Annotated in this window: 13 protein-coding genes; 5 read left to right on the top strand and 8 right to left on the bottom strand. The window is 74.1% G+C overall.

The features are described 5' to 3' along the window. Positions 1 to 299: 299 nt before the first annotated feature. Complete coding sequence (locus AB0M03_RS14575; RefSeq protein ID WP_363491810.1) at positions 300 to 1,790, bottom strand: HAMP domain-containing sensor histidine kinase; 1,491 nt, start codon at positions 1,788 to 1,790, stop codon at positions 300 to 302. A 43-nt stretch (positions 1,791 to 1,833) separates the two neighbouring features. After that, positions 1,834 to 2,514, bottom strand: coding sequence for a response regulator transcription factor (locus AB0M03_RS14570; RefSeq protein WP_363491809.1), 681 nt, complete (start codon positions 2,512 to 2,514; stop codon positions 1,834 to 1,836). Positions 2,515 to 2,782: 268 nt separating this feature from the next. Between AB0M03_RS14570 and AB0M03_RS14565 the strand changes: the two genes are divergently transcribed. After that, entirely contained in the window at positions 2,783 to 3,730 is a 948-nt protein-coding gene (locus AB0M03_RS14565; RefSeq protein WP_363491808.1) for a SigE family RNA polymerase sigma factor, read from the top strand. A 187-nt stretch (positions 3,731 to 3,917) separates the two neighbouring features. Here the strand turns inward: AB0M03_RS14565 and AB0M03_RS14560 are convergent, their stop codons facing one another. From AB0M03_RS14560 to deoC, 5 genes are all read right to left on the bottom strand, one after another. Further along, positions 3,918 to 4,559 (bottom strand): ATP-binding protein, encoded by a 642-nt coding sequence (locus tag AB0M03_RS14560; RefSeq protein WP_363491807.1) that lies wholly within the window; start codon positions 4,557 to 4,559, stop codon positions 3,918 to 3,920. A 92-nt stretch (positions 4,560 to 4,651) separates the two neighbouring features. Further along, a complete protein-coding gene (locus tag AB0M03_RS14555) occupies positions 4,652 to 5,044 on the bottom strand; it encodes a hypothetical protein (RefSeq protein ID WP_363491806.1) in 393 nt (130 codons plus the stop codon). A 179-nt stretch (positions 5,045 to 5,223) separates the two neighbouring features. Further along, positions 5,224 to 6,126, bottom strand: a complete 903-nt coding sequence (locus tag AB0M03_RS14550) for an aldehyde dehydrogenase family protein (protein WP_363491805.1) — start codon at positions 6,124 to 6,126, stop codon at positions 5,224 to 5,226. Further along, positions 6,119 to 7,606, bottom strand: coding sequence for an aldehyde dehydrogenase family protein (locus AB0M03_RS14545; protein ID WP_363491804.1), 1,488 nt, complete (start codon positions 7,604 to 7,606; stop codon positions 6,119 to 6,121). Before AB0M03_RS14545 ends, AB0M03_RS14550 begins: the two co-directional genes overlap by 8 nt. Before the next feature lie 5 nt (positions 7,607 to 7,611). Then, a complete protein-coding gene (deoC, locus tag AB0M03_RS14540; protein ID WP_363491904.1) occupies positions 7,612 to 8,598 on the bottom strand; it encodes a deoxyribose-phosphate aldolase in 987 nt (328 codons plus the stop codon). A gap of 171 nt (positions 8,599 to 8,769) precedes the next feature. Between deoC and AB0M03_RS14535 the strand changes: the two genes are divergently transcribed. The 4 genes from AB0M03_RS14535 (at position 8,770) to AB0M03_RS14520 (ending at position 11,756) form a co-directional block, all read left to right on the top strand. Further along, positions 8,770 to 9,381: a TetR family transcriptional regulator gene (locus tag AB0M03_RS14535; RefSeq protein ID WP_363491802.1), complete on the top strand. Its 612-nt coding sequence runs from the start codon at positions 8,770 to 8,772 to the stop codon at positions 9,379 to 9,381. Positions 9,382 to 9,509: 128 nt separating this feature from the next. Continuing rightward, positions 9,510 to 10,274, top strand: a complete 765-nt coding sequence (locus AB0M03_RS14530) for an ABC transporter ATP-binding protein (protein WP_363491800.1) — start codon at positions 9,510 to 9,512, stop codon at positions 10,272 to 10,274. After that, the gene (locus AB0M03_RS14525) at positions 10,271 to 11,008 is read left to right on the top strand and encodes an ABC transporter permease (RefSeq protein WP_363491798.1); all 738 of its coding nucleotides are present in this window, start codon (positions 10,271 to 10,273) and stop codon (positions 11,006 to 11,008) included. Before AB0M03_RS14530 ends, AB0M03_RS14525 begins: the two co-directional genes overlap by 4 nt. A 103-nt stretch (positions 11,009 to 11,111) precedes the next feature. Beyond that, positions 11,112 to 11,756 carry a PH domain-containing protein gene (locus tag AB0M03_RS14520; RefSeq protein ID WP_363491796.1) on the top strand — a complete coding sequence of 215 codons (645 nt, stop codon included), beginning with the start codon at positions 11,112 to 11,114 and terminating at the stop codon, positions 11,754 to 11,756. 141 nt (positions 11,757 to 11,897) lie between these two features. On the opposite strand, the gene AB0M03_RS14515 is transcribed toward AB0M03_RS14520, so the two are convergent. Beyond that, complete coding sequence (locus AB0M03_RS14515) at positions 11,898 to 13,601, bottom strand: phospho-sugar mutase (RefSeq protein WP_363491794.1); 1,704 nt, start codon at positions 13,599 to 13,601, stop codon at positions 11,898 to 11,900. Between the last annotated feature and the right edge of the window lie 137 nt (positions 13,602 to 13,738).

Raw genomic sequence — 13,738 nt, 5'->3', positions numbered from 1 at the left:
CGTCGTGGTCGTGCTGAACAGCGGTGCCGGGCTCTTCGCGGCCCCTGCCGTCGCCCCCGGTGCCGCCGGGGACGCCTCCCCGGGGGTCTGCTGTCCGGACTGGGCCCCGGCCCGGGTGCCCGTCGCGGTCGGGGCGGCGGACGCCGTCGGCGTGGCCGCCCGGGGGACCTGCACCGGCGTGGGGCAGGCAGTGCGGCTGGCGGGCGCCCCGGCGTCCACCGGGACCGCCGTCGGGCGGATGCCGCAGCCGGCCGCGGCCCCCGCCAGCAGGACCAGCGCCGCTGCCCTCCGTACCGCGCTCACTGTTCGTCCTCCAGGCTGGGCGGGGTGTGCGGCAGGGTCAGGGTGAAGACCGCTCCGCTCTCCGCGTTGGCGGCCGTGATGGTGCCGCCGTGTATCTGTGCATTGGCCATCGCGATGGACAGGCCGAGGCCGCTCCCCTCGGACCGGGCCCGGCCCTTGTCGGCCTTGTAGAAGCGGTCGAAGACGTGCGGCAGGACTTCCTCGGGGATGCCGGGGCCGCTGTCGCGGACCTTGACGACGACCTGGTCGCCCTCCTCCCGCACCACGACCCGCACCGGCGAGCCGCCGTGCTTGAGCGCGTTGCCGATCAGGTTGGCGAAGACGACGTCCAGCCGGCGCGGGTCGGCCATCAGCCGGACGCCGCGCGGGGCGTCCACCTCGACGGCGTCGTACCATGCGCGGCCGTCGATGCAGGACATCACCAGGTCGGCCATGTCCACCTCGTCGGCGACCAGCTTGGCGGTGCCGGCGTCGAAGCGGGTCACCTCCATGAGGTTCTCCACCAGGTCGGAGAGCCGGCGGGTCTCGCTGACCACCAGCCGCACCGCGGGCTCGATCATCGGGTCGAGCGAGTCCGCCTCGTCCTCCAGGATGTCGGTGACGGCGGTCATCGCGGTGAGCGGGGTGCGCAGTTCGTGCGACATGTCGGCGACGAACCGGCGGCTCTGCGCCTCGCGTGCGCTCAACTCCTCGACCTGGTGCGACAGGGACTCCGCGGTGCGGTTGAACGTCCGGGCCAGGTCGGCGAGTTCGTCGCCGCCCTCGACCTCCAGGCGGGTGTCCAGCTTGCCCTCGCCGAGCCGCCGGGCGGCCTCGCCGAGTCGGCGCACCGGCCGCAGCACGGTCGCCGAGGCGGCCTGCGCCAGCAGCGCCGAGCCGATCAGCGCGAGCAGCGTCGCGATCGCCAGCGACCAGCCGAGCGTGTTGAGGTCGGCCCGCTCGTCCTCCAGCGACTTGAACATGTAGGCCGTCGGCCCGGACGGCACGACCTTGGTGCCGCCCACCAGGAACGGCCGGTTCCCCAGGTTCACCCGCTGCCAGTACAGGTGGTACGCGTACGGGTTGCCGGCGCCCACGTCGCGCGGGGTGGCCACCGCCCGCTGCAGGGCCTCCGGCACGTTCGCCAGGGTGAACCGCGCCGGGTCGGAGGAGACCTTGCACCCCGGCAGCGCCGGATCGTCCACCACCACGTCGTAGTTGAGCCCGGAGGACGCCACCTGCTGCGCCAGCTCGGAGAGTTGGGGGCAGTCGGGCTGCAGCGGCAGGTCGGAGACGTTCCGGGTCAGCGAGACCCTGAAGTCGTTCAGCGCGGTGTCCTGGGCGCGCTTGAGGACGGCGTCGCGGTTCAGCCAGTACGCGATGCCGGAGGCGGACACCGCGGTGATCAGCGCGACGGCGGCGAACACCGCGATCAGGCGGACCCGGAGCGAGCGCAGGCGCCGCCACGGACCGGAGCGGCGGCGCTGCGGGGTCTGGGGGTCAGTCAACGGGTCTCACAGACGGGAACGGGAGGAACAGGCGGCCGGTCGGTCACTGGGAGGGCGGGTCGAGCCGGTAGCCGACCCCGCGCACGGTGCGGATCAGCGTCGGCGCGGACGGCACGTCCTCGACCTTGGCCCGCAGCCGCTGCACACAGGCGTCCACCAGCCGGGAGTCGCCCAGGTAGTCGTGCTCCCACACCAGCCGCAGCAATTGCTGCCGGGACAGCGCCTGGCCCGGCCGGCGGCTCAGCTCCAGCAGCAACCGCAGCTCGGTCGGGGTGAGTTGGAGATCCATCCCGTCCTTGGTCACGGTCATCGCCGAGCGGTCGATGACCAGGCTGCCGTAGGTCGAGGAGTCGGAGCTCTCCCGTTCGCCCCGGCGCAGCACGGCCCGGATGCGGGCGTCCAGCACGCGCGGCTGCACCGGCTTGACCACGTAGTCGTCGGCGCCGGACTCCAGGCCCACCACCACGTCGATGTCGTCGGAGCGCGCGGTGAGCAGGATGATCGGCAACTGGTCGGTCCGGCGGATGCGGCGGCACACCTCGAAACCGTCGATGCCGGGCAGCATGACGTCCAGCACGATCAGGTCCGGACGCTGTTCCTTGAACAGCTTCAGGCCGTCCTCGCCGGAGGACGCGGCGGCCACACGGTGGCCCTGGCGGGTGAGGGCGAGTTCGAGACCGGTCCGGATGGCGTCGTCGTCCTCGATCAGAAGCAGGAAAGGCACGGCCTCATTCTGGCCCACCCGGGCCCGCAGATCACCCACCCGGGTGGTTGCTGAACGGTCGCGGGAACCGGAGGCGCCGATTCTGTCGTCCGGCGGGGTGTGGCACAGCTGCGGCCGGAACCGCCGGAGGCTGTGACAGCCCTGTGACAGTCGGCGGACACCGCCATGACGACGGGCGGGCAGGATTTTCCTTGTCGCCGGGAACGACCGGGTGAAACCGGAGGGAACGGCGACGGGGAACCGCACGTACCGACCATGGGGGCGCACGATGAACGCAACGCTTCTGACCCGCAACGCGGCCGTCCGCGCAGCGCGTTCGACCGCGAACCCGCGGACCAGGTACGAGGTGCGGACCGACGAGACGTCCGGTGCCGTGATCGTACGGGGGTGCGCACACCGCACCGGCGCCCACCGCCCCAGTGGCGGCGGGCACGTGGGGGAGCTGTACGGGATCGGCCGCAAGGGGAGTGCGGCCGACAGCAGCTCGACCCTGACGCTCCGGGGAGTTCTCCCGGTCGGCGGCCAGGGCCGGGGCATCCCGATGGGGGAAGGCCTGCGCGGCGCCGGCTCGGGGGAGCCGGACGCCCGCCAGGCCGCAGGCACCACGCTGCTGCGGCTCACGCCCGCAGCAGCGGGTGCCGAGGACGGTCGGCAGGGAGGCGCGCAGGGGGAGCGCTCGGCCGAGGCGGTGGACCGCATCGCGGAGTTCACCGCGTACGTGCGCGAGCGCCGCGCCTCCCTGTACGCCACCGCGTACCACCTCACCGGTGACCGCTACGAGGCCGAGGACCTGCTGCAGAGCGCGCTCTTCAGCACCTACCGCGCCTGGGACCGGATCACCGACAAGGCCGCGGTCGGGGGCTACCTCCGCCGCACCATGACCAACCTGCACATCTCCGCCTGGCGGCGCCGCAAGGTCAACGAGTACCCGACCGAGGAGCTGCCGGAGACGGCCGGCGACACCGACGCGATGGGCGGCACCGAGCTGCGCACCGTGCTGTGGCAGGCGCTGGCCAAGCTGCCGGAGAACCAGCGGACCATGCTGGTGCTCCGCTACTACGAGGGCCGCACCGACCCGGAGATCGCCGACATCCTCGGCATCAGCGTCGGCACCGTCAAGAGCAGCATCTGGCGCGCCCTGCGCCGGCTGCGCGACGACGAGCAGCTCAACCGCACCGGCGACACCGTGCACGCCTTCGGCGAGCTGGTCGCCTGACAACAGAACTCCCGTCGGGGGACGGGTGAAGGGTTCGCGGATTCGCGGCAGGCCTACTCGGGGGAGTGGCCGGCCGACGGGGGAACGTCCGCCGACCCTGACATGCAGGAGCCCGGTGCCGGGGAGAGGCACCGGGCTTCTGTGCGTCGTTCGGGAGCCGCCGCCCGGGGCGGCCGGCCGGGACGGGTCAGGCGTTGGCGGGCTCGGGGCGGCGGACGGCCAGTGCGGTGATCCGCCGTTCGGCCTCCGGCCCCGCGCAGGCGTGGGCGCCGAGCCCGACCTGGCGGGCCACGATGCCGCGCTCGGCCCGCATCAGCCGCCAGCCGCGGCGCAGCAGGTACGGCACCGATTTGCGCCCTTCGCGGACGTCCCGGCGGAAGCGCCGCCAGGCGGTCGTGGTGGCCCGGTTGCGCAGGCAGATCGCCGCGCCGAGCAGCCCCTCGGCCTCGCAGCGGCCGACGAGTTCAGCGGCGAAGATGCCCTCGGCGACGAACGCGGGCGCGCCGTCCAGGGAGAGCGGGCGGGAGCCGGTGCGGCCGTTGGCCGGGATCGAGTACACCGGGACGTCGGCCCGGCCGTCCTCGGCCAGGGCGCGGATCGCCGCCATCGCCTGGTCGGCGTGCCAGGACAGCGGGGAGTCCCAGTCCGTCCCGCCGTCGGGCAGCTGCGGCAGCGTCGGGTCGTCGCCGTCCTTGTAGAAGTCGTCGAGCTGGAGCACCGGGAGGCCTGCGCGCTCGGCGAGCGAGGACTTCCCCGATCCCGAGGGGCCCGACAGCAGGACGACGCGGGCGCGCAGGGTCGGCGCCGGGTTCAGCGGGGAGTCACTCACGGGACACCAGTCTGACGCATCCGGGGCGCCCGCCGGTACCGGTCGGACGCCCCCGGGCCAATCTCACACCGCACACGCCAGCCCCGGCGGGCTCACGCCCCCTGCAGGGCCAGCTTCGTGGTCACCAGGTACCGGGTGTGCACCTGCACCAGCAGGGCCGGGCCGCCGTCCGGCGGCAGGTAGCCGGTGGCCGCCCAGTCCTGGTCGTACCAGGCCTCCGGCTCGGGATCGTGGTGCTCGCCGCCCAGCGCGAACTCCAGCCCCGGGAACGCGCGGCACGTGAAGACCGCGGTGCGGCCGCCGGGGGTGAACAGCAGCCGGCCGTCCCGGTACTCGGCGGGCCAGCCCGGGCGTTCGGAGCGGACCGCGCAGGGGATGCGGAACGGCCGCCCGGCCCGCAGCCGCCGGTGCGCCCGTCGTGCCCGCAGGGCCCGCAGCGGCCCGTCCGCGAGCAGTACCGCCAGATCGGTGCCGATCTCCCACATGTGCTTCGTCCCCTCCGGTTCGGTGTTCCGACCGGTAGGACTCACGGGCCGGGCCGGGGAGTTGCCCGCCGACCGGCCGATTCCGGGAGCGACGAAAGTAGGGCCCGCACCCCCGGTCGGGAGGGTGCGGGCCCTACTTTCGTCGCGGCGGACGCCGCTGTCCTGGGTGCAGCTGCGGGTCAGATGCCCATCGGGTGCCAGACCGTCTTGGTCTCCAGGAAGGAGGTCAGCCGCTTGGTGCCCGGCGCCTCCGTCCAGTCCGCGGCGGCCGGGTCGGCGGCCGGCCGCAGGACGCGCTTGAGGGTCTCCGCGGCGGCCGCCTCCAGGGCGGCGGCCGCGCCCGGCCCGTCCGGCTGGATCGCGCCGGTCAGGTCGATGCCGTTGACGTCCTGGTGGGACGCCAGCGTCGGGGCGATGTCGGCCGTCCGGCCGGACAGCACGTTGACCACGCCGCCGGGCAGGTCGGAGGTGGCCAGCACCTCGCCGAGCGACAGCGCCGGCAGCGGCGCGTCGGTGGCGGCGGCGACCACCACGGTGTTGCCGGTGGCGATCACCGGGGCGATCACCGACACCAGGCCGAGGAACGAGAAGCCGTGGCCGGCCTGCGGGGCCAGCACGCCGACCACACCGGTCGGTTCGGGCGTCGACAGGTTGAAGTACGGCCCGGCGACCGGGTTGGCGTTGCCGGCGACCTGGGCGACCTTGTCCGTCCAGCCCGCGTACCAGACCCAGCGGTCGATCGCGGCGTCCACCAGCGCGGCGGCCTTCTTGGCGCCCAGGCCCTCCGCGGTGGCCACCTCGGCGATGAACTGCTCGCGGCGGCCCTGCAGCATCTCGGCGACCCGGTACAGCACCTGGCCGCGGTTGTACGCGGTGGTGCCGGACCAGCCCTTGACCGCGGCGCGCGCTGCCACGACGGCGTCCCGGGTGTCCTTGCGGGTGCCGAGCGGGGCGTTGGCGAGCCACTGGCCCTTGGAGTCGGTCACCTCGTACACCCGTCCGCTCTCGGACCGCGGGAACTTCCCGCCGACGTACAGCTTGTAGGTCTTGAGGACGTCAAGACGCAGTGCCACATCAGACATCGAGGTAGGCCTCCAGACCGTGCCGGCCACCCTCGCGGCCGTAACCCGACTCCTTGTAGCCGCCGAACGGCGAGGCCGGGTCGAACTTGTTGAAGGTGTTGGCCCAGACCACACCGGCCTTGAGCCGGCTCGCCGTCCACAGGATGCGCGAGCCCTTCTCCGTCCAGATGCCGGCGGAGAGGCCGTACGGGGTGTTGTTGGCCTTCTCGACCGCCTCGGCGGGGGTGCGGAAGGTCAGCACCGACAGCACCGGGCCGAAGATCTCCTCGCGGGCGATCCGGTGGGCCTGGCTCACGCCGGTGAACAGGGTCGGGCGGAACCAGTAGCCGGTGCCCGGCAGGTCGCAGGACGGCGACCAGCGCTCGGCGCCCTCGGCCTCGCCGGAGTCGGTCAGCTCGGTGATCCGGGCCAGCTGCGCCGAGGAGTTGATGGCACCGACGTCGGTGTTCTTGTCCAGCGGGTCGCCGACCCGCAGGGTCGACATCCGGCGCTTGAGCGCCTCCAGGAACTCGTCCTGCACCGACTCCTGGACGAGCAGCCGGGAGCCCGCGCAGCAGACGTGGCCCTGGTTGAAGAAGATGCCGTTGACGATGCCCTCGACGGCCTGGTCGATCGGCGCGTCGTCGAAGACGATGTTCGCGGCCTTGCCGCCGAGCTCCAGCGAGAGCCTGGTGCGGCTGCCGGCCAGCTGCCGGGCGATCGAGCGGCCGACCGGGGTGGAGCCGGTGAAGGCGACCTTGTCCACGTCCGGGTGGGCGGTCAGCGCGGCGCCGGTGCGGCCGTCGCCGGTGACGATGTTGACGACGCCCTTCGGCAGACCGGCCTGGCGGCAGATCTCGGCGAAGCGCAGCGCGGTCAGCGGGGTGGTCTCGGCCGGCTTGAGGACGACCGTGTTGCCGGTGGCCAGCGCCGGGGCGATCTTCCACGCCAGCATCATCAGCGGGAAGTTCCACGGGATGACCTGGGCGGCGACGCCGACCGGCTTCGGGTTGGGGCCGTAGCCCGCGTAGTCCAGCTTGTCCGCCCAGCCCGCGTAGTAGAAGAACCACGCGGCGACCATCGGCACGTCGAAGTCGCGGGTCTCGCGGATCGGCTTGCCGTTGTCGATCGACTCCAGCACCGCCAGCTCGCGGGAGCGCTCCTGGACGATCCGGGCGATCCGGAACAGGTACTTGGCGCGCTCGCTGCCGGGCAGCGCCGACCAGTCGGCGAAGGCCTTGCGGGCGGCGGCGACCGCGCGGTCGACGTCCTCCCCGGTGCCCTGCGCGAACTCCGCCAGCACCTGCTCGGTGGCCGGGTTGACGGTCTTCAGGGCCTCGCTGCCGGAGGAGTCGACGAACTCGCCGCCGATGAAGTGGCCGTACGAGGTCGCGATGTCGCCGGCCGCGGCCGGGGACTCCGGCGCGGGCGCGTACTCGAAGAGGCCGCCGCGGGGGGCCTGCGCCACGGGCTCGTCGGTCTTCTTGGTGTTCTTGGCCATCTGTCTCAGTCCACCGTCACGTAGTCAGGGCCGGAGTACCGTCCGGTGGTCAGCTTCTGGCGCTGCATCAGCAGGTCGTTGAGCAGGCTGGAGGCGCCGAAGCGGAACCAGTGCGGGCTCAGCCAGTCGTCGCCGAGGGTCTCGTTGACCATCACCAGGTACTTCATGGCGTCCTTGGTGGTCTTGATGCCGCCGGCCGGCTTCACGCCGACCTGCACGCCGGTCGCGGCGCGGAAGTCGCGGACGGCCTCCAGCATCAGCAGGGTCACCGGGGGAGTGGCGTTCACCGCGACCTTGCCGGTGGACGTCTTGATGAAGTCCGCGCCGGCCAGCATCGCCAGCCAGGAGGCGCGGCGCACGTTGTCGTACGTCTGCAGCTCGCCCGTCTCGAAGATCACCTTCAGGTGGGCGGAGGTGCCGTCGGGACGGCGGCAGGCCTCCTTGACCGCGGTGATCTCGTTGAAGACGTCCAGGTAGCGCCCGGACAGGAAGGCGCCGCGGTCGATCACCATGTCGATCTCGTCGGCGCCGGCGGCGACCGCGTCCGCGGTGTCGGCGAGCTTCACCGGCAGGGCCGCGCGGCCGGCCGGGAAGGCGGTGGCGACCGAGGCGACCTGGATGTCGGTGCCGCGCAGCGCCTCCTTGGCGGTGGCGACCATGTCCGGATAGACGCAGATCGCCGCGACCCGCGGGGCCGTCGGGTCGGACGGGTCGGGGTTCCGGCCCTTGGTGCACAGCGAGCGCACCTTGCCGACCGTGTCCGCGCCTTCCAGCGTGGTCAGGTCGATCATCGAGATCGCCAGGTCGATGGCGTACGCCTTCGCCGTGGTCTTGATCGAACGGGTGCCGAGGGTGGCGGCGCGAGCCTCCAGGCCGACCTGGTCGACGCCGGGCAGGCCGTGCAGGAAGCGGCGGAGCGAGGCCTCGGACGCCGCGACGTCCGCGAGGCCGCTGGCCGCAGCGCCAGGGGCGTGGGCTGCAAGAGTGGACATAGTCACCAGACCAGCATATCTACGCGCGTAGCGATCCGCTAGGGGCCCCGGATTTCGATGCCGGACCGAGATGTGGCCGGTCATGGGTGCCTCCCCGGCGCGGCGGCGCCGCTTGCGCCCGGTGCGGCGGCGTGTTCGAGCGCGGCGCGGGCGGCCGGGAAGAATGCCAGGGTGACTTCCGCAGCCGAACAGCCCGCGCCCCGCAAGAAGACCGGCCGACGCCCCGGCGGTGCCGACACCCGGCGCACGGTCCTGGAGGCCGCGCGGGCCGAGTTCGCCGCCCGCGGCTACCAGAAGGCCAGCATGCGGGCGATCGCCCGGGCGGCCGGGGTGGACGCCGCGCTGCTGCACCACTACTTCGGCAGCAAGGACAAGCTGTTCCTGGCCGCCCTGGAGTTCCCGATCGACCCGCGCACGGTGGTCGACCAGGTGCTGGCCGGCGACCGGGCGGCGGTCGGCGAGCGGGTCGCCCGGTTCGTCCTCGCCCTGTGGGACCGGCCGACCGTCCGGGACAGGCTGCTGGCCGTGCTGCGGACGGCCGCCGCCTCCGAGGAGGTCGCCGGGCTGATGCGCGGCTTCATGGTGACCGAGGTGGTCTCCCGGCTCGCCGCCGACCTCGACGTGCCGCAGCCCGAACTCCGGGTCGAGCTGGTGATGTCGCAGATCCTCGGGCTGGCCATGGCCCGGTACGTGATCGCCGTCGAACCGCTGGCCTCGGCCGCCCCCGAGGAGGTGCTGCCGCTGCTCGCCCGCACCGTCCAGGGCTACCTCGTGGAGCCCTGACGCCGGAGACGCGTGGCCGGCCCCGACGGGTGCGGGGGGCTCGGGGGCGGGCCGATCAGGTGCCCCCACGTCCGCGGCCCGTCTCCGGGTGTCTTGACGGGCCGCCTGCGGCGCGCAAAACTCATCGCATGATGAATTCAGCGGCGGGGCCCGGCCCCGCGATCCGGACCACCGGGCTCACCGTGGTCCGCGGCGGCCGCCCCGTGCTGCACGGCCTCGACCTGGAGATCCCGCGCGGCTCGGTCACCGGCCTGCTCGGCCCCAGCGGCTGCGGCAAGACCACCCTGCTCCGCTCGATCGTCGGCGTGCAGCGCACCGCCGGCGGCGAGGTCGAGGTGCTCGGCCGCCCCGCGGGCCACGCCGACCTGCGCCACCGGGTCGGCTACGTCACCCAGGCGCCCTCCGTCTACGCCGACCTCAGCGTCACCGAGAACCTCGCCTACTTCGCCGCCGTCCTCGGCGCACCGAAGAGCGACCCCGCCCGGGTGATCCACCAGGTCGGCCTGACCGGCCATGAGCACGACCCCGCCGGCCGGCTCTCCGGCGGCCAGCGCGCCCGCGTCTCGCTCGCCGCCGCCCTGCTCGGCACCCCCGAACTCCTCGTCCTGGACGAACCGACCGTCGGCCTCGACCCGGTGCTCCGCCAGGACCTCTGGCAGCTGTTCCGCTCCCTCGCCGAGGACGGCGCCACCCTGCTGGTCTCCAGCCACGTCATGGACGAGGCCACCCGCTGCGACCGCCTGCTGCTGATGCGCGACGGCGGGCTGCTCGCCCACGACACCCCGGCCGCGCTGCTCGACGCCACCGGCGCCGCCGACATCGACACCGCCTTCCTCCGCCTCGTCGAGGGCGCCCCCGCCGACACCGCCGACGCCCTGGAGGGCGGCCGATGAGCACCCAGCGCACCCTCGCCACCGCCCGCCGCGTCCTCGCCCAGCTGCGCCACGACCCGCGCACCGTCGCCATGCTGCTGGTCGTCCCGTGCGTCCTGCTGACCCTGCTCCGCTACATGTACGACGGGCAGCCGCAGGCCTTCGACCGGATCGGCGCCGCCCTGCTCGGGATCTTCCCGCTGCTGGTGATGTTCCTGGTCACCTCGGTCGCCATGCTGCGCGAGCGCACCACCGGCACCCTGGAGCGGCTGCTCACCATGCCGCTCGGCAAGCTCGACCTGCTGCTCGGCTACGCCCTCGCGTTCGGGCTCGTCGCCCTCGTCCAGGCCGCCCTCGCCTCCGCGCTCACCATCGGCCTGCTCGGCCTGGACGTCGCCGGCCCCACCTGGCTGCTGTTCGCCGTCGCGGTCGGCGACGGCCTGCTCGGCATGGCCCTCGGCCTGTTCGTCTCGGCCTTCGCCGCGACCGAGTTCCAGGCCGTGCAGTTCCTGCCCGCCGTCCTGCTGCCGCAGTTCCTGCTCTGCGGCCTGTTCGTGCCGCGCGAGCAGATGGCCGACGTGCTGCGCTGGGCCTCCGACGTCATGCCGCTCTCCTATGCGGTCGACGCCATGAGCAGGCTGACCGTGCACTCCGGCGTCGGCGGCGAGGTCGTCCGCGACCTGGCGGTCATCGCAGGCTGCGCCCTGCTCGCCCTCGGCCTCGGTGCGGCGACCCTGCGCCGCCGCACCCCCTGACGGCCGCGCCGGCCGGCCCGCCAGGCCCGCGCACCGTGACCCGCACGAACCACCGGCCCCCGGTCCCCGGGGCCGGTGGTTCCCATGCGGCAGAATCGTCCTCATGACCGATTCCGACGGCACGCCGCACCCCGGCCCGGCCGCACCCGAGGAGCAGTACGCCGACCGCGTCTACCGCTCCGGCCCCGGCATCATCTCCGGTGTCCTGCTGCTCGCCGTGGCCGCCTGGCTGATCGGCGACGCCGTGATCTCCGGCACCGGCCGCACCCCCTGGGTGGCGCTGGCGGCCGCGCCGGTCTTCGTCTTCCCGGTGATCGCCTACACCCTGCGGCCCGCCGTGTACGCCAACGAGCGCCGCCTGCTGGTCCGCAACCCGCTGCGCACCGTCCACGCGCCGTGGTCGGAGGTGGAGGGGCTGCGCTCCGGCTACTCCGTCGAGCTGTTCGCCGGCGGCCACAAGTACCAGGTGTGGGCGGTGCCGGTGTCGATCCGCCAGCGCAAGGCCGCCACCCGGCGCGCGGCGCGGGTCGCCAAGGACGGCACCCCGCAGCCCACGGTCCGGCCCGGCGAGAACGACCCCACCCGGGCCTGGTCCGACCAGGTGGTCGGTAACCTGCAGGAGATGGCCGAGCGGTGCGCCGGCAAGCCCGAGGCGAAGGGCGAGGTGTCCGTCAGCTGGTGCTGGTGGGTGATCGCCCCGACCGTGCTCGGGCTGATCGCCCTGGTCACCCTGATCGTCGCCGGCTGACGGCCGGCCGCCGTACGGACAGCGCAGTACGGACGCCGCAGCGAACGAAGGGGCCCGCCGACCACTGGTCGGCGGGCCCCGGTGCTGTCGAGGGCGCCTCCCGGCCGGCGAAGCGGGGTGCCGGCCGGGAGGCGCCGGCCGTCAGGCGTCGATGCCTGCGGCAGCCGCGAGGTCGTGCTTGATGCCCGCGAGCAGGACGGCGGCCCGCTCGCGCGCGGCGGCCAGCCCGGTGGCACCGGCGACCGGCAGGACGACCTCCAGGTAGCACTTGAGCTTGGGCTCGGTGCCGGAGGGGCGGACGACGATGCGGGCCGAGCGGACGCCCTCGCCGGCCAGGTAGTAGCGCAGGCCGTCGGTGGGGGGCAGGTCGGCGGAGCCGGCCGTGAGGTCGTCGGCGCGCTCCACCCGGAGCCCGGCCAGTTCCACGGGCGGCCGCTCGCGGAGCCGGTGCATGGCGTCGGCGATCAGCGCCAGGTCCTCGACCCGGACGGAGAGCTGGTCGGTGGCGTGCAGGCCGTGCTCCAGCGCCAGGTCGTCGAGCAGGTCGGCCAGCGTGCGGCCGGACCGCTTGAGGGTGGCGGCGAGTTCGGCGACCAGCAGGGCGGCGGTGATGCCGTCCTTGTCGCGGACGCCGGCCGGGTCGACGCAGTAGCCGAGCGCCTCCTCGTAGCCGTAGCGCAGCTCCTCGGCGCGGGAGATCCACTTGAAGCCGGTGAGCGTCTCGGCGTAGCCGAGGCCCGCGGCGGCGGCGATCCGGCCGAGCAGGGTGGAGGAGACGATGGTGGTGGCGAAGGTGCCGCCGACCCGCTTGGCGACCAGGGCCGAGCCGAGCAGGGCGCCGACGTCGTCGCCGCGCAGCATCCGCCAGCCGCCGTTGCCCTCGACCGGGACGGCCACCGCGCAGCGGTCGGCGTCCGGGTCGTTGGCGATGACGATGTCCGGGCCGACCGAGGCGGCCGTCCGGAAGGCGAGGTCCATCGCGCCGGGCTCCTCCGGGTTGGGGAAGGCCACGGTCGGGAAGTCGGGGTCGGGCTCGGCCTGCTCGGCGACCACGGTGGGCGCGGGGAAGCCGGCCTGCTTGAAGGCGGCGAGCAGCACGTCGCGGCCCACGCCGTGCAGCGGGGTGTAGACGACGTCCAGGTCGCGCGGGCCGGCCGGGTCGAGCACGGTGACGGCGCGGTTCAGGTAGGCCTCGACGACGTCGTCGCCGAGCACCTCCCAGCCGCCCTCGGCGAGCGGGACGTCGGCGAGGGCGCCGATCGCGTCGATCTCGGCGGCGATGTCGGCGTCGGCCGGCGGGACGATCTGCGAGCCGTCGCCCAGGTAGACCTTGTAGCCGTTGTCCTGCGGCGGGTTGTGGCTGGCGGTGACGGTGACGCCGGCCGCGGCGCCGAGGTGGCGGATCGCGAAGGCGAGCACCGGGGTGGGCAGCGGCCGCGGCAGCAGGGCGGCGCGCAGGCCGGCGCCGACCACCGCGGCGGCGGTGTCCCTGGCGAAGTCCCACGACTTGTGCCGGGCGTCGTAGCCGATCACCACGAGGTCGCCGAGCTGCGGGTTCTTGCGCACGTAGGCGGCGAGGCCGGCGGCGGCGCGGATGACGACGGCCCGGTTCATCCGCATCGGGCCGGCACCGAGCTCGCCGCGCAGGCCGGCGGTGCCGAACTGCAGGCGGCCGGCGAAGCGCTCGGCCAGCCGGGACCAGGCGATGCGCTCCCCGGACTCGGCGTCGGGGCCCTCGGCGGCGGCGAGCAGCTCGGTGAGCTCCGCGCGGGTCTGCGGGTCTGGGTCCTCCGCGAGCCAGGTGCGGGCCCGGGCGAGGAGGTCGGTGGTTTGTGCCTGCGCCATGCTGCGAGCTCCAAACGGGGTGTGGGCCGGTCGGGGGGGGGGGGGGGCCCCCCCCCGGGGGGGGGGCCCCCCCCCGGGGGGGGGGGGGGGGGGGGGGGCGCGGGGGGGGGGGCGCCCCGGGGGGGTGGTAATGTCAT

Source organism: Kitasatospora sp. NPDC051914 (assembly GCF_040680995.1).
GTDB lineage: Bacteria > Actinomycetota > Actinomycetes > Streptomycetales > Streptomycetaceae > Kitasatospora.
Note: the sequence above shows the minus strand (reverse complement) of the source record. Positions and strands in the feature narration are given on the sequence as shown.